Annotated in this window: 15 protein-coding genes; 11 read left to right on the top strand and 4 right to left on the bottom strand. The window is 50.3% G+C overall.

Features of this window, described 5'->3' with window-relative positions; translation table 11 throughout:
* Positions 1-173: 173 nt before the first annotated feature.
* Positions 174-431 (top strand): hypothetical protein, encoded by a 258-nt coding sequence (locus tag OOF89_RS24640; RefSeq protein WP_266081800.1) that lies wholly within the window; start codon positions 174-176, stop codon positions 429-431.
* A gap of 425 nt (positions 432-856) precedes the next feature.
* Here the strand turns inward: OOF89_RS24640 and OOF89_RS18035 are convergent, their stop codons facing one another.
* Complete coding sequence (locus tag OOF89_RS18035; protein WP_266081589.1) at positions 857-1,789, bottom strand: hypothetical protein; 933 nt, start codon at positions 1,787-1,789, stop codon at positions 857-859.
* A gap of 979 nt (positions 1,790-2,768) precedes the next feature.
* Positions 2,769-3,137 carry a helix-turn-helix transcriptional regulator gene (locus OOF89_RS18030; RefSeq protein WP_266081587.1) on the bottom strand — a complete coding sequence of 123 codons (369 nt, stop codon included), beginning with the start codon at positions 3,135-3,137 and terminating at the stop codon, positions 2,769-2,771.
* A gap of 242 nt (positions 3,138-3,379) precedes the next feature.
* On the opposite strand from OOF89_RS18030, the gene OOF89_RS18025 reads away from it, so the two are divergent.
* From OOF89_RS18025 to OOF89_RS18010, 4 genes are all read left to right on the top strand, one after another.
* A complete protein-coding gene (locus OOF89_RS18025) occupies positions 3,380-3,721 on the top strand; it encodes a hypothetical protein (protein WP_266081585.1) in 342 nt (113 codons plus the stop codon).
* Between the two features lie 1,231 nt (positions 3,722-4,952).
* Positions 4,953-5,618 carry a hypothetical protein gene (locus tag OOF89_RS18020; protein ID WP_266081583.1) on the top strand — a complete coding sequence of 222 codons (666 nt, stop codon included), beginning with the start codon at positions 4,953-4,955 and terminating at the stop codon, positions 5,616-5,618.
* Between the two features lie 76 nt (positions 5,619-5,694).
* Positions 5,695-7,170, top strand: a complete 1,476-nt coding sequence (locus OOF89_RS18015) for a hypothetical protein (protein WP_266081581.1) — start codon at positions 5,695-5,697, stop codon at positions 7,168-7,170.
* A 46-nt stretch (positions 7,171-7,216) separates the two neighbouring features.
* The gene (locus tag OOF89_RS18010; RefSeq protein WP_266081579.1) at positions 7,217-8,629 is read left to right on the top strand and encodes an ATP-binding protein; all 1,413 of its coding nucleotides are present in this window, start codon (positions 7,217-7,219) and stop codon (positions 8,627-8,629) included.
* A gap of 268 nt (positions 8,630-8,897) precedes the next feature.
* Here OOF89_RS18010 and OOF89_RS18005 read toward each other — a convergent pair whose 3' ends face one another.
* On the bottom strand, positions 8,898-9,338 hold the full coding sequence (locus tag OOF89_RS18005) for a hypothetical protein (protein ID WP_266081577.1): 441 nt from the start codon (positions 9,336-9,338) through the stop codon (positions 8,898-8,900).
* Positions 9,339-9,428: 90 nt separating this feature from the next.
* Between OOF89_RS18005 and OOF89_RS18000 the strand changes: the two genes are divergently transcribed.
* Positions 9,429-9,575 carry a hypothetical protein gene (locus tag OOF89_RS18000; RefSeq protein ID WP_266081575.1) on the top strand — a complete coding sequence of 49 codons (147 nt, stop codon included), beginning with the start codon at positions 9,429-9,431 and terminating at the stop codon, positions 9,573-9,575.
* Positions 9,572-11,083: an O-antigen ligase family protein gene (locus tag OOF89_RS17995; protein WP_266081573.1), complete on the top strand. Its 1,512-nt coding sequence runs from the start codon at positions 9,572-9,574 to the stop codon at positions 11,081-11,083. Before OOF89_RS18000 ends, OOF89_RS17995 begins: the two co-directional genes overlap by 4 nt.
* Positions 11,084-11,616: 533 nt before the next feature.
* On the opposite strand, the gene OOF89_RS17990 is transcribed toward OOF89_RS17995, so the two are convergent.
* Positions 11,617-12,264, bottom strand: coding sequence for a lamin tail domain-containing protein (locus OOF89_RS17990; protein ID WP_266081571.1), 648 nt, complete (start codon positions 12,262-12,264; stop codon positions 11,617-11,619).
* Between the two features lie 309 nt (positions 12,265-12,573).
* On the opposite strand from OOF89_RS17990, the gene OOF89_RS17985 reads away from it, so the two are divergent.
* The 4 genes from OOF89_RS17985 (at position 12,574) to OOF89_RS17970 (ending at position 16,673) form a co-directional block, all read left to right on the top strand.
* On the top strand, positions 12,574-12,699 hold the full coding sequence (locus OOF89_RS17985) for a hypothetical protein (protein ID WP_266081569.1): 126 nt from the start codon (positions 12,574-12,576) through the stop codon (positions 12,697-12,699).
* Positions 12,700-13,012: 313 nt separating this feature from the next.
* Positions 13,013-13,402, top strand: coding sequence for a hypothetical protein (locus tag OOF89_RS17980; RefSeq protein WP_266081567.1), 390 nt, complete (start codon positions 13,013-13,015; stop codon positions 13,400-13,402).
* 242 nt (positions 13,403-13,644) lie between these two features.
* Complete coding sequence (locus OOF89_RS17975; RefSeq protein WP_266081565.1) at positions 13,645-14,451, top strand: hypothetical protein; 807 nt, start codon at positions 13,645-13,647, stop codon at positions 14,449-14,451.
* A gap of 2 nt (positions 14,452-14,453) precedes the next feature.
* Complete coding sequence (locus OOF89_RS17970; protein ID WP_266081563.1) at positions 14,454-16,673, top strand: VirB4 family type IV secretion system protein; 2,220 nt, start codon at positions 14,454-14,456, stop codon at positions 16,671-16,673.
* Positions 16,674-16,684: the final 11 nt, after the last annotated feature.

Raw genomic sequence — 16,684 nt, 5'->3', positions numbered from 1 at the left:
GGTTATTGAACTTGTGTGTGCCGGATATGGTTGACTTCTTGGACGGTATCTTACTGTCCCACTTGCCCACTGGCTGCAGACGACCGTCCTTCCAGCGACCACTATAACAGTAGTTGTAATCGCACCGAGCTACTTGCCGCACTCCTGAGACACTCACCGGGCTCGGGTTTGTCATCGGTGTTCTCGGGATCTGCGTGCATCTCACTGGTGACGTTATTACGGTCGGTGGTATCCACCCGTTCCTTCCGTTTTCTCGGCGGCGGAGCTCACTTTCACGCCTTCGTGTGGCGAGCACACTCGCAAACACTGTCTTTTTGTCACTTGGCGTGCTCGCGATGGGAACAGTCATTTTCGCACTCTCTCCCCGTTCGCAGGAGCGTTCCCGTGAGAAAATTAGTCCTGACTCAAGCCCCACGGGTGGACATGGATAATGTCGGTCGTGACGGGGGGCAGCAATGGAGCGTTGTTGTGGTGAGGCTTCTCGTCTGGCTAAAAGGAAATCAGGTAATGGAAGGCGACTCGCTACGTGCACCTTGATTCTAAGTTGGTTGTTTTCGGTGGATAGATCGTTACTCTAAATACGTTGCCGTTGCAGGTGGGACCCTGCTCGCGGCAAAGTTACTCGGAGAATCAGACAAAGACCACCACGACGTTGTAGAAGACACCTGCGACGTGCTGGAACAAGCCGCCCCAAAAGACGCAACAATTTACGCAGACCACCTGAGCCACCGCGACGAGATTCCGAACACGGAGGGTCAGGTCAATGGTCTCAGCCAGATCCCTTCTCTGTAGCGATTTACCAAAGCCACGATCAGAAGAATTTAGGAATTAGCGAGCGCTTGCTTTGCGAGTCAGATCAGACGTATGGAGAGCAGTGGATACAGTTATTACAAGTGATCGGGGCAACGATTGCACAGGCAATCAGTGCACAGGAGATATAGATTGCTGCGCCGGGTCCAGTACCGACAGTATACAATGCGTAAGAGCAGGGACCACAACCAGTTCCGATTGACCCGATACACGCCACACACCAAGCTGTACAGGAGTTACAGGTGTTACAATCGCTAGTAGAAACATCACCTGCTGTAGGACTTACATCATTACTTAAGTCAAACTTCTCCGTATTCGTGACAGTCAGCGATGAGTCGCCGCTCTCACTCACAGTGACGTTGTAGTAGTTGGGCACCTCATTTTTCGAGGCAGCATTAACTTCGGCGGAGCTTGGTTCTTCCTCAACAACACGGAAGCCATCCACTGCAGACGTTTTCAGTGCGTGTGTACTTTCGCTCTGGATATCGAAATCCGTTTCACGGGCGAGTAGTGCTTCTTCTCGTGGAGTTACTCCTCGAGAGACGGTTACGTCTCGTTTCTGTGCCATGACCATGAGCGGGACGTTGGCCGGCGCACCGACGGCCTTCCTAATCTTGTTGCTATCTGCCTTTGATTTCCCCGACTCGTTCATGCAGACAAGGTACGCGAACGAATTATTTTCTGTACTCACGTGGTGGACATCACCAATCTCCGTCGGAATCACGGTGGTGGTCATGAGATTCGGGCGTTCTTCGTCCTCTATCTTAGGAACCACCTTTTCAGCATTATCAGTATCGACTGACGGGTTGCCTATTTCATCAAGAAGTGCCTGAACTGATGCCGATTTCAGGACAGCGGGTGTCCCCCTCACACGACGCTTTGCTACGCCAAGACCGGCTGAACCGATAGCTGCAACTCCTGTCGCACCAATTCCCTTCAAGATTGATCGCCGATTAATATTACCAGATTCCTTTGACATTACACTAGCTCGAATATATTGGAATATAATAAGTCTTTTTAATAATATTTATCTAACAATAATATCTATTTTAATATTATATTGTTATATAATTATATTTACATGAACATCTAATTCCTGAAGTTGGTTGTATTTAGTTGAGGCTGAAAGATGAGGAGAATCGAATTTCAACTGCTCTATGGCTAGGTTGTCACTTTTAAATATTATCTCTGGAATTTATAATTTTGGCGTCGGACGTCCGCGGAAAGCCGCTCACGAGTAAGTACAGAAGACCGATGTGCGCCCACCAGCAACGCGAACCTGAATCACTCCACGTTCAACGAGACAGCGATCCGTAACAACGGACAGTAGTATTGGTTATATGCCGCTGTCGATTCAACCACGAACAGATTCCCGCATTTGCGGCTGTTTACCACGTCGACAACAGCACTCTCCCAACAGTTTTTCTGTGGGCTTTGTGAGAAACATGATATCGCCGACACCGTGTTTCTCGTGGATCACGAACACCGTCTTATGGCGGCACTCTAGCGAACGAGGATCCAACTTCAGATCGTTCGATAGAGAAATATAAATTCCGTTGAACACTTATTTAAGAAATAAAACGACGGACATTATTGTTTAACAATAATTTTAGTTGCATTGAGACGACAGGTGCGAAAACGTGGTGACGGACCTTCCCCGTCTGGTGGAACTTGCTTAAACACGATGCCAAAATATTTATACCCAGTTAAGTACATAGTGGAAATATGAACAACAAATTACCGATTATATTCTTAGCAGTAGCTACAATAGTATCCTTTTTGTTTTCGTCAAAATTATCCAACATTTACCGGAATTTAGGGTTTGAATCACCTATCCCTCTCCTATTACTACTGACAGTTACCCTTGGTCTGACTATTCTATATCAATCGCATCGTATTAATCAACTCAATAGCTAAAATATAGCTTAGACTGTTCGGCCGCGATGTATCACCAATGACTACTCAGCCGTGACGATATCATGAAGGAATTGGTAGTATTCCTCAACCGCCCAGTCACCCCGTCCAACGGTCGCATACACATTCCGTCGCTTATCGCTTGCTTTCGTCTGCTTCGAGATCAACCCTTTCTCGACAAGTCGATCGAGACCGGGATATAATCGGCCGTGATTGATCGGTTCTGGATAGAGATCTTCTAGAGCTTCTTGTAGATCGACGCCTTCAGCAGGTCCTAACCGGTAGATAAGACACAATAAGTGTGCCTGAAATGCGGTGAGATCGGTTGGGAGATTATAGGACACGAAATCAAGAGCGGATTCGTTCTCGTGTGAGCCAGCAGAGGTGTCTTGGTTAGGTTCTGAATTAGTCATACCGGAGTGACTAATCTTCGCTACTTAAATCCTATTATTATATATAATAAAAATTAGCACCAATGCATGGAAGAATACGAGGTAACACCCATCCTTTCCAGAAGAAGACGAGCATCAACTGTCTTGATCGTCCGTACCTAACTTTGAAATAAGTCAAAATTGCTTCAGGATACCTGCTAAAATTCAGAATATTATTCATAAAGGCTAAGATTTTTACTATGGGGAAAAGAATAAAACCGTGTATGCGCCTCCCATTCCGACATCACGTTACGTATTTGGTTACGGTACTGGTCACGTTCAGTGTCAATACTGGCATCGCCGCCGCTCAACAAAGCGAGATCAATAACTCGCTCAGCGAAATTGAACAGTTCGTTGCCACCACACTCGGCCAGCTTGGGGTTATCGTCTTCCTCGTCGGGGCAGCGATCTGGTTCGTCTCCGGACGCAACGCAAGTCGCACACAGTGGGGTTGGCGTGCGCTCTGGGGCGGCGCTGGCATGATCGTTCTCTCGGTTAGCTATAATGTGTTCGTCACGCTCTTCGAAAACCTTGCTCCGGGGATGATCGTCCCACCGGTCTTCTAACGACGGTACGCCAGGTTCGACTCCTGTATATCATCGGCCGACCATCGCCCTATACACGCTTTCCCCACGAATGCCACCACTCTCGGACACACGTCTTCAGCCACTCATTCTTGGACTCGTTGTCCTACTTTTACTCAGTTCGTTCGCAACAGGTGTCAGCACCACCAAACTCGCCAACGCTACTGACGTCTTTGTTTCTGACGACCCAGATCCCAATATTGGAGAACTGCCACCATTCATTCAGCCAGACCTCCGGACGATTCTCCAGTCCCAGAAGATCTCAGCGGCAAACGCCAGTCAGTTTCGTGATTTCACGTATTCGACATCCCAACCGTCCCACGCAGTCGGGCCTCGCAATCAGACGCTTGGAGAGTACCGTCGCACTAACCTCCAGAACCTGCCGCACAACCGGTCGACAAGCGTGTGGTTTCCTAATTCGAATCGTACGAACGGGACTATCGTCAAAAATGCTCATGTGACGATCCTCGGGACACAGAACGGGACCCAAACCCGTCTGGGACGAACAAACACATCGTCACAAAAGCTCATCCTGCTTCCTCGAAACGGATCTATTCTCGCCTCGCTCGATTACTCGACGGTGCTTCCAAATCAAACCTGCACGGTCACGAATGGCACCAGAACGTGTCTCAACTACTCTATCACGAATCAATCCATCAATCGATCACTCAGAATTGGCTCGCAAACATGGGCTACGGGAGAGCCCTCACAGGAAGCTGGAGCATCGCGGCCGCTGACATACACGAACGCGGGGGCGCCTGGCCGAACGACAATGGTTGTTCGAGGAACGATCACTACGCAGCTGGCCATTCACAAGACCGTCTCTCTCCGGACGAAATCTGGATGGCAGCAAGCGAATGTGACCTCAAATACGACCCTTCTTTCGCATACTGTTCGCGATACAGCACCTGTCGTGATCACACCGAACCAACAGCTCAACGCGACGCAAACACTCGTCACTGATAACGGCAACCTCAAACGGATTATTCTCCGCATAGACGGGCCGAAGAGCGTCACCAATCGTCGACACTGGAGTTACGCGACATTCAAATCGGGACAGATGCGCCTCCAAAATGTATGGGGAATCTACTCCCAGCATCGCTACCAGAATACAACGATCGGCATCCAGGGACCCAACACGACGCTCTCACGCAATGCATCACAGCCACTAGCTCCGCTCAACAGGTCAGCCAATCACTCCTGGCCACATAGCATGACCTCACAGAGAACAGTTCCGCCACCAGATGTTCTCGAAAAACAGCTGATCGCCGTTCGAAGCAAGCCAGTGATCGCTCACACTGACTCACAGACAGCATCAACGGCAACTGTCGGGCGTGTTCAATCTATTCCGCTCACCACTGAGGCTGCCTCGCTCAGGCCGACCGTCAACCTCTCATCGGTTCCACCACGGGCATCCACTCGTGTAGTTATCAGGAACGTCGATCAACTACTCACTGCACTCTACGACATCCATGGTGATGAGATCCCGCTGACAACGAGGACTGCCTCCGAACATCCAGTTTCGCTCACACTGACGAAGCAGGATAAGAGACACGTCCAGATTGAACTCACCGACGCCCAAACCGGGAACCCGATCGCTAACCAATCGGTCTATCTTCACGGGGCCACCCAGGGTCGTGTCACCACCAACAGTGACGGAATCGCTGTCGTCACGCGTGATGAGAGTGCCGTCGAAGCGACGTTTCGCGGTGTCGCCAATGATTCACAGGGACTCTACTATGCCCCATCGCACAATCAGATTCGATTTGCGCCCACACCGTTCAATATCTATAGTGCACTGATGGCACTGAGTAAAGGATTCGTGGCAGTCATTGCATTCGTGCTATTCTATCTTCCATTTCACTATCTCCGTCGATAATAATTCACAATATCTAAGAAAATATTTTTACGAGATGGCACTGATATACTAGCAAACACCATCTTTTTGACACCCAATGACTCCCACCCTCCAAACACACGGCACATCGATCGCTCACAGTGTTCCCAACCTCATAGGCAACGTCAGCCATCTCCCCACAGAGATAACGCCGTTCGTTCTTGCCGCTGGATTCACCGGGTGGATCGCGGATCTGTTCACTTGGCTCATGACGAAGCTCATGGGCTTTGTCGGGCTGTTGATGTCGGGTGGCGTGTACACCTTCTTGGTCTTCGATAGCCCCTATACCGATCCGCAGTACCTCCAATCATTTGACCACCTGTTGGGTATCTTCCCCCAATTACTTGTGGTCGTGGTGATGGCTGGCTTTGCCTCACAGCCATTTTCGAAAAATGCCGACGTCGATAGTGTAATCCTGGTTTGGAAGGCGCTCAAGGCGATTATCTTTGTTGCTGTGGGGCGTCAGCTCATGCATTTTGGCCTGCTGCTCGTGAATGCGGTCATTGCCTACATCTACCCTGAGAGCTACGGCGCATTCGGAACCGAGATGCTTAAAACCGGAATGGAGGGTGCAGCTGCCTCTGCGGGTGTTGTTGCGGTCGGCATGGTGATTTTGAGTGTAACTTCGATTGCCGGAATTCTCCTGTTGTTTGCAATGCTGGTGATTCGGGAGTTCCTCTTCGTGGCGATGTTTGTGACGCTGCCGATTCTGGCAGTTATGCTCTATCTCGACTTTGGGCCATTCGAGGATTCGGCGAAAGCTGCGAAAATGTTCATCAACGCGACGCTCTCGCTCTTGTTTGCAGGGATTTTCATGGCAGCGCTCATGTACGTCGGAGCAACTGCGATGGGTATCACTGGATCCGGCGCAGCCACACAGGCAGCGGCCACCGCAGGATCAGATCCTGGCTCCTTCAACGAAGTTCTCGAGTCATTCCTTTTCTGGTTGATCGGTTTGGTGGCACCCGCGATCTATGGGCTGAAAACAGCCATGTCCTCGGGCTTTGTCCCTGGTCGGATCCGCAGTCGGCGAAAGCGGACATCTCGAAGTCGGTCATCGGCATCGGGTGGGAAGTCGCCGCAGTCAAGTCGTGCGAGTATCATGAACCAGGCGCGCTTTGGGGGGAAGCAAGCTGGTAGCTACGCAAGTTCTAAAATGAGCTCTCTTGACCAGAGTCTCACTGGTGGAGCGGTTAGTGGAAGTGTCGATAAAGCCAGCTCAACTGTTGGAAGCGTAAAAAGTCGTGCTGGATCCAAAATTGAAGGGCCTAAGATGGAACAAAAGGCTGAGTTCGTGAAGAAACAAGGTAAGCGAGCAAAGAATGGTGGAAAGCGTGCTGCAAACGATGCTCGTGTCGGCACAAATTTCGCATTGCGAAATCTTGACCGCTCCCCTCTCGATTGGGCAGAAGCTGGTCTCGGACACTATCGCGAAAATCCAGTGATAGATCCATCCAAGAATGGATCAAAAGCGGACCAGAGCACACTGAACGAATGGACCGGCTCCTCCAGAGAGAGGCAGAGCTCAAAATAACTTAGATGGCAGAACGCATTTATCAGGGAGAAATAGAACATTACTCATGGACGGTCAAGAAAAGATAACGTCCACCACATCGCAGAACAACACCTCACACGGTCCAAAGAGACTTCTCAGAATCGCGTTCTCTACACTGGTTGCCCTGGCGTGCTATTTACTTATCCCAATTGGATTATTAGTAATCGCGGGCGAACTGACGTCAACCGCTGGTATACTAATTCCAGCGACTCTCGCTATATTTGCTATCTGGACCCTTCCAACCTACATCGCCGCTACAATTTATGATCTCACATGGCAGGCAATTCAGTTGGATGTTCAAGAAATAGATACCGGATGGATTCTTGGAGAGATTACCGGACTAATTTTATTGACCGGTGTGTGGTTTCTTCCGCTCTGGGCCCATCTTTCTCCACAGCTTGCAGGAGTCTTGCAACTCTTCCGAGCTGCGCCAATGCTCGACGATCCATGGCTAATGGGACTTAGTTGGATAGCATGCATTCCGATACAGTTGACGAGCTTTTCAGTAGTGCTGGGATCTAATGAGGATCACACCAAGAAGACAGAGAAACAGCGAGCACAATCGACCCGAGATCGTAGTCAAGAGAAGAACCAACCTATCAAGCGACAAGAACAGGGTCAGCACCAGAATCGCAATAAAGAGGAGATGACGGATATACAGTCAGATCTCACATTTGGCTGGGAGTCAGCACCCACCACGAGGTTTCACGATGTCGGTGGCATGGATGATCTCAAACGCAATATTATGCGATCGGTTCTTCGCCCGCTTTCGCACACTGATGCCGCCTACGAACGGTTCAACGTCTCGCCACCGAACGGCATCCTCCTACATGGCCCTCCTGGTACTGGGAAAACACACTTCGCTCGGGCGATTGCTGGTGAACTCGGCCATCCATACCTCGAGTTGAGTGCTGGCGATATCAAAAGCCGGTGGGTGAATGAGTCCACTGAGCAAGTCAACCAATTGTTCAAGGAAGCCGAGCAATTCGAGCGGTGTGTGATCTTCGTCGACGAGATTGACGCACTCCTCGCAGGTCGCGGAAACGATCTTCATCGTGAGCATGCTCAAGTCGTCAACGAGTTTCTGGCGCACTTAGACGATGAAGACCCGAGTTTTCTGCTTATCGCAGCAACGAATCGTGCGGACTTGCTTGATGAAGCCGCTACTCGTCGTGGCCGCTTTGATCAGCAGTATGAGGTTGATCTGCCAAACGAAGAAGCACGCGAGAAAATCTTCAAAGTTAGGTTGCAAGCGCTCCCAACTGATCTTGATCAAGAGGAGTACCAGAAGTTAGCCGAGCAATCCACTGATCTAAGTAGTGCAGATATTGTTGGAATTGTCGATGATGCTGCAATGCAGGCTGCTGAACGAGATGCCCAAGCAATCACGTATGTCGATCTCACTGAGTCGTTCCCAGAATCGACGACTACTGGCTGATGAACCAGCAATCAAGGCGGAAGATAGAGATTTCCTTTGGAACGGAGGAAAAGAGGCAGACAGGGTATAACTCATGTTACAGCAAGTTTTAATCTATGATGATAATTCGCAGTGACGACGTTCTCGATGCCGAACCACGGATTCAGAGGCCTCGTATTGGTGTTCGTTACATCGGAGCGAAAATGATTGACAATAGCCAGTTGCCTGCATATGTTGCTGACCAGCTTAATCTCGCACATACGGACCCATGTAAATTATTGTCATACTACTACACTCGCTTCGATAAGACACGTGATTTTAACGCGAGAACCGTGATGACAGAAACCTCTAACTCATACTCGACTGCGCTGGAGTCGGTCGCATCAATGATAATCAAATGCTCGTCGGTGTTTCTCGTACCGGGCAATCCTCTACCCTTCGGTGGTGTCTCGAATGCGATCTGTGGATTACCTGGTTTCATCTGTATCTTGGCTGACATCCATGAGATAAGTCCACCATTCGACAGTACCGTCCCCAATATTTCGCTGATTTCATCAGGTTTGCGGTCAATATTGATTGTCGTACAATCTTTCCACTTGTCGTTAGTGATTTTAATACGCTTGATTTCCAATCGCTTCTGATTTTTCGAACTCCCAGAACCGAGTGCATCAGTTTGATGAATCTTATAATATGTGTGGTCCAGTTTACTTCTGATTGTGGTACTCGCCACTCACCCTCGTGGACTCTGATAAGTCGCTGTCTGCTTGATTTTATCGCAATAGCAGAAAACATATATACGGGGTACCAAAGGTACCAGTATATGAGCGAACAACAGAAATCATCACGCCCTCGGCTTGGTCCTGACGTCACTCGCCGACTCGACATTTACCGTGCCAGCCACGGCCTTGCCAACTCAAATGATGCAATCGCAGACCTCTTAGACCGCATCGAGGAGTGCGACAAATGAGCACTGCATCAGAGACCATCACCACAACAGTCTCCCACCAACTCAACAAATATCAGCGGGCAGAAACACCGTTTTCACCGACCGGGGACGCCGTCTTTCTCTCGGTTCTCCTCACCGTTGGACTACTTTTTGCTACACCAGCTATCGCAACCCTTTTGAACATTGTCGGAGTTCCGATGATTTATGGTCTCCTGGCTTCGCTCGCGCTTATCATAAGTGCCTATAGCGTCTTTGTCATCTCAATAGGTGCAATCCCTGTCGGAGTGTGTGTTGCCGCGATTATCACCGCAACAATCTCTTCAAACGTGCCACTGCTATCCAGTGCCACTGAATACCCTGCGAACATTGGACCTCATCTCTGGTTGGTTTTCATCCCGCTTGGGATTCTTGTCGCGATGCTTGCTCTCCGACAGTCCACTTTCGAAGTCATTCCTGTTGAGATGCTTATTATCGGAATGGCGGTTTGGGCACTTCTTGGTGCAATACTCGGGTCTCCGGAACGACCATTGGTAGCAGTGTTCTTTTCGCTTTACGTTGGCGTGCTTGCAGTCTCTTTCGGAGCGATGTATCGTGCCGTACAGCGTGGCTATATCTCGCCACGAGGTGTAGTTTACGTATTACTCGTTGTGGCTGCTGGACATGCAGTGTTCGGAGTGGTACAATTCGCCGCGCAGGGTTCGTTTGGCTTTTCGTTCCTTGGCGAAGTCGCTCGCGATGTATCTAAGTCGCGTGCAGTGTTCCCTATTGGTGGACTAATGTATGGCCTCTACATTAGCGGTCTCACGGGTGGGTCAGCACCACTGTCGATTTTATTGGCCTTCGTAACACCGCTGTCTGTCGGATTTGCCATCGAACGGCGTGGCTCGTATGCCGTGCTTTCACTTCCTCTCCTGTTGTCCTTCGCGCTGTTTCTTACGGCAAAAGAATCAGCATTCATGGGTCTTTTCGCTGGGCTTGGAGTTGGTGCATTACTCTGGGCAATTGGGAATGACTGGATTGAGCTCTCGTCGCTTGTCGATCGGCGTGTCATTGCTGGAGGCTCTGCGGTCATCGTTGCCGGTGTCGTTGGGTCGCTATGGTACCTTCAACGCCTCTTCGAGAACTCTAACTCCGCGTCAATCCGCTTCCGACAGCTCGCGGGCGGGATTCAAATGGCACTTGATAATCCACTCTTTGGAATCGGTGGTGCTAATTACGCTTATACGGCATCACAGTATAACCTCCCATCCCAGTTAGGCGGTGGGAGTGCATTCCCGATTCATTCGATGATTGTCGGGATGTTTGCCGAAATCGGATTTGTTGGGGGCCTATTGTTCCTTCTGGCGCTCGGTCTAGTCTTTCTCTCGGCACTATCATCGTGGATTGCTCGACCAACCGCATTTCGTGCCGGGATTGTTGGTGCCGTCGTTGCCTATGTCGTTGTTGGCTTCTGGGTGACACCGCTTCGGTATGCAAACACCATTCCGTTCTGGTTCCTCGCTGGTGCCCTTGTAGGTAGTCACGAATGAAATAACTCACCCAGCGCCAATGGTTTGGACTTGCACTCGTCACCCCCTGAATCGTCCTTGCCTCTAAGACCTTGCACGCGATCACAGTCTCGACATTGCTGCTCTCCCAACTGCGATTGACCTGCCGATAATGTACCTCTGCCCGTTATTTTTTGGCACTCTCAGATATTATAGAAGAGGAGAGATGAGATAAATTGTCTTGATAGAGACCATTGTATCGTATTGTTGTTTTTCTACCAAAAATATGGTTTCGAGGGAGCTCATGTGCAACTGTGTAGAACAATTAAAATGTCGATATCCATTCATTTCGGAGATCCCCTCCTTTCAAGGATGATTATAAAATCCTTCGCTGGGCGAACAGGGAATCGTAGTACAGTAGACATCATTGGAATGCTCGACGATGCAGCGATGCGTGCGGCTGAACGTGATGCCGAGGCAATCACAAAAGACGATCTTCTCAATTGTCGTTGATTGAAAAACAATCCTTGCGCAAACGCTATTCACCAAATGTGACGAAAAAGAACACGACCTGTTCAGCAGTCTTCTTTGTCGCCTGTACCTGATTCTTGGTCACTCGAACCCTCAGAGCCAGAGTCCGAATCGCCACCTGAATCTGACGACGAATCCGAATCACCGTCATCAGTCTTTTTGTCTGATGATTTGCCAGATTTATCGTCGGAACCTGCTCCCGAATCTGTCTCATCTTCGGTCGTCGTGGTAGTTTCTTCGCTAGTAGTCGTCGTAGAATTGTTAACGGAGCCTACAGCGATTGCTTCATCTTCAATAGGGTCGGTGGTGAGGAGCGCGACAGTATCCTGTTCGTCGTTGTTTATCACTTCGCCAGTGTAGTCGAACGTCACGTCGGCATCGTCTACCTCTTTTGCGCCGGTCGCCACTTTCAGCGTTCCGTTCGCACGAATGATCGTGTTGTTGGGCAACGAACGCGCTTGGCTGTATTCTGGGTTTGAATAATCGAATTCAACTACGAATTTCGAGATGTCGAGATCACTGTCCCCCGTGTTGGCGAAGACAACGTATTCGTCCTCAGCGTTTACTTCTTTGACCTGGATATTCTTACGCTGATCACTATACTCCCTGTTACCGAGAACGGTTGTCGCACTAACGCCACCTACTGCCAGGACACCAAGCCCGCTGAGCACTCGCCGTCTACTAAATGTCATACATCAATGATCTTATCGTAGAACGGTAAATACTTTCTCAAATGGAAATATATATTATTGATAATTGGTTTAAATTGGAATTTAATAATCACTGTAGTACTCTTTTGAATTGCAGACTGCCTACAAATTGCGAGAACAACAATTAGCAAACTGCATTCATCGTAGCTTCCATGATATCTGGAATATCGTAATAAGCCAGCTACCAGTATCGAGTTCTATGTGGTGCAGTATCCTCAATTAAGGCTTCGGACTCACTTCCACATGACTAGTTCCACAAAACTTATTCCAGACGTGTAGAAGTTAGGAGGTATGGTGAAAACAGTCGCGATGGCTATCAAAATGGTGCTGGCAGTTGTTGGATTACTCCTCTTGTTGGCGGTTCTGTTTGGCGGTGAAACAGACGAAGATGTCGGTGTGGTGCAAATTCCGAGATAGCTGGTTGTGATTTATTTTCGCTAGTTTCCAAACATGAACACGGTCCTCATTCGTGAGCGGGTCTCCGTCGCAGCCGTCTGACCCGGCCACTGCTCGAATGGGGGACAGATGGGCCAGGGTCCCATTAAGTGATATAATTCGTCGGAGAAAGAATTATGGCGCTCAATCGCCCGTCGTGCTATCACCGCCTCACTAGTATATTTTTGAGAAGATACCATACAGATCATAATAATACCTTAGTGTTAGTGAAAACTAAAACAAAAATCGACACGAGGAGTAATTATTAACTAGTTACGACGTGAGATAATATCAAATGGAAACGTTCCCAATCGCCGGCCAGGTCATTAACACCAAGATCGTCTTTGGTCTGACTGCCCGTGACGTTGGCGAAGCACTCGTCCTTCCGTTTCTCGGTCTCGGCATTGCCCAGAGTCTCGGGGCTTCGGGCGATCTCTTTCTTATTGCCACCGGGATTGCACTTGTCCTCGGTGTGGTGATTCTCCTCATCACTCCTGCCGCACAACGGCCACTGAGCTACGCGCGAGCCTGTGCTCAGTACTACTTCGGCACCACCACCTACCAAAATCGGCGAGTACGCCCCGCCGCGGAAACGACGAAAACCCAAGATGTGGTCGGTGTCCGCCACGCTGACCTCGACATCGAGACGATCGAAGCGGAAGACGACCACGACTCTCACCAGTAACCACCATGGATTCACCACCCCCTGCCACCGACACCTCGACAGCTACTACTGAACAATCTGGCACTCGAGCCGAAACAGAAACCGAAACTACCGAATCTGATTCCACGACTGCAACCAACGGATCAACCACTACACAGCCACCTTCTAACGGGCCTACAATACGAACAGCGCTTGGAATAGACGATCGGACGATTGAGGTCGATGAGGAACGCCCTGAATCAGATTTGGACGTTCTCCGAGCAATGGATGCAGCTCTCGCAGAAATTGACACGGATCTCCCCACTGCTCGCAAAGAAGTGCGTGCTCGTGACCAGTTCCATCTCGAGGACAAGTTAAATAGGAAAACAACAACGCAAGCCCAGCTTGGCTTTGATTACGTTCGTGATGATGGGATTGCCGTTGATGGTGACGACTATATCGGACTCGTGAAAGTCAAGCCCCGGAACTGGCTGACGCTCAATTATGAGCAACGTCGGCAGGTCATGAGCGACTATATCTCCTTCCTCATGGCGCTCGACTGGTCGATTGCTATCCCGTGCTATCCGCGGGAGTTTGATCTCGGTGAGCACTATAACAAGTTCATTCGGGGTGGCACAAGCGTTGCTGCACGAGGACAATCCCCGATCCTCCAGTACGGACGTCGCTACTACATCCAGTGGGCACAGGACAACATCGACGGCTCGGGGATCAAAACACGCGACTACTACATCGTTATTCGCGTCAACGCTGCGCAGGTCACGACCAATCTTGATACTGGGAGTGTGCTCAACCAACTGAGTACGCTCCCGGTTATCGGCTCTGCTGGTGCAAACATTCTCAAACGGCTTCCGTGGGTGGAGACGCACGAGAACGCAGAAACCGAGCTGTGCATCCGGGAAGTACACAATCGCCAGCGCCGCGTCATCGACAAGCTTGGACGGACAGACGTCACAACCGAGCTCGTCAACACTCGCCAGGAGACGATGGAGGTTCTGTATCACTACTACAATCACGTCAAACCTGAGTTCGACAAATTTGATCACACGACATTTTCAAAGGGGGAGGTCTAACGATGGGTTCCCGCCTCCGATCACTCATTCCAGGGTTGGAGAGTGAGCCTGGACTAGATGAAATCGATGATGAGGTTTTCGACCGGGCAACTGCCATCCTCGAGGCAAACGGCGACGAACTCTCGAAGGAAAACATCCAGGCCCAAGCGAGATATCTCCTTGAACTCGAAAATTCCGAGGACGGTGAGATTCGTCTCGGTGTACTTCAAGACGAGACAGAACGCTCGTTCGCCGACCGGGATATCATCGCCCCACACGAGATTTCCGAGAAATCAGGGCTCTTAGAGTCGGGATACATGGTTCGTGGTGGCCAGTACGTGCGCACGATGACGATCCATGGCTATCCCGAGCGTGTTCCGCTCGGCTGGCTTGACGACCTCTATACAACCCACGACAACATCCGAGTTACACAGCACATCCGGCCACGGGATTCCCATGAAATTCTTCGGAAACTCCGCAATCGCCTCACACAACTCCGTGCTCGCCTCTATCGGAAAGACGAAAAGAATCAGAGTGATACTCACGAACTCGAATCCGACCACGAGGCAGTCTCGGATCTCATTTGGGATATTATTCGCGGCGAGACGAAGCTATTCACCTTCGCTATCTATTTCGAGATCATCGCCGATTCAAAGCAGGAATTGAACGAGGCGACTGAGCGTGCCCTGGAGATTATTGCTAAGGCCAATACAGAAGCCGTCCCACTCGAAAAGCGCCAAGTCGAGTCACAGGACGCGCTTGCGCCGCTCGGGAATGACCCGATCAAAGCGACCCAACTCATGCAGGAGACGGCTGTCGGCACGATGTTCCCATTCATCGAGCCAGCATTGGCCGATGACGAGGGCGTCTACTACGGATTCGACGGGACACATACACCCGTTCTTCTTGATCGCTATCGATTCTCCTCGTATTCGAAGGTGATTGCTGGTGAAATGGGATCGGGAAAGACATTCGCCGAGAAGTACGAGATGTTCCATCGGATGATGATGGATCCCGAAATCGAGCTCCTCGTCCTGGATCCACTGGCTGATTTCGTCGACTTTGCCGAGGATCTCGGTGGGCAAGTCATTCGGTTTGGTGGCGAGAATACGATCAACCCACTTGAAATTCGACGAGGTATCGACGACGTCGTCGAAGATCCGTTCCTCAAGAAGTACCGGTCGGTCATGGAGTTATTCCGACTCCATTTTGCTGCAGGAGACGGCCAAGCCCTCTCAAATGAACAGGAAGGCATTCTTCGGCGTGCCGTCTTGCTTTCCTATTACCAGTACGGCATCACCGAGGATCCAGCCACACACGAAAACACGAGTCCGATTATCGGGGATATCATCGATATCCTCGAACACATTGCCGATGGTGACGACCCAACAGAGTTCATTGAGTACCATGCGGGAGCCGAGGAGCGACGAGTTGTCCCAAAGGTTCAGGATATCGCTGATCGGTTCCGAGAGACGGATGAGCGGCTTGCCTACCAGCTGTTGCTCGGACTTGAAGCCTTCCAAGAGGGTGGCGAGAACGCGAATCTGAACGGGCGGACGAATGTCGAACTCGACAACCGTCTCGTAACCATCGATATGTCGATGTTCTCCGATACGGGACAAGCGCCGCTGTTTATGCACGTGATGTTCGACTGGATCTACCAGCGAGCACAGAGCAGCGATCGCCGGACGCAGGTGACAATCGATGAGGCACACTACCTTTTGCGCCGAGCAGCCACGACGGATCTGATCGACCTGTTCATCCGACATAGTCGCCACTTCAACACCGGACTGACGTTGATCTCCCAAACGGTAGATGAATTCCTCGTCGAGTCAACTGAGCAGTCTGCAGATGCACTGGAGAAAGCTCGCGAAATCTACAATCTGTGTAATATCAAGCAGATCTTCCGGCACGAATCAGTGAGTGAGGAGATGATCGCGACCCATGATCTCACGCATAACGAACAGCGGTTCATCGCCTCCGCACAGACCGGTGAGGACGGAACTCACTCGGAAAGCCTACTGCTCGTCAACGACTGGAAAAAGCGCATTCAGTTACACGTGGATGAGTTTGCCGTCCACGTGCTCGACGAAGATCTCGACCCGTGGGAGTATCTCATCGAGCAAAATGCGCTCGACACAGGTGATGTTTCCTACCTGCTTGCGGACAGACGCGCCAACGAGTATAACATACCTCAGTCACTGCTCGAACAGGCTCGCAAATCCACTACATCCACCAGCTAACGCACAAAATT

This window comes from Haladaptatus caseinilyticus, from assembly GCF_026248685.1.
Taxonomy (GTDB): domain Archaea; phylum Halobacteriota; class Halobacteria; order Halobacteriales; family Haladaptataceae; genus Haladaptatus; species Haladaptatus caseinilyticus.
This window is presented reverse-complemented; position numbering and strand designations above follow the sequence as displayed.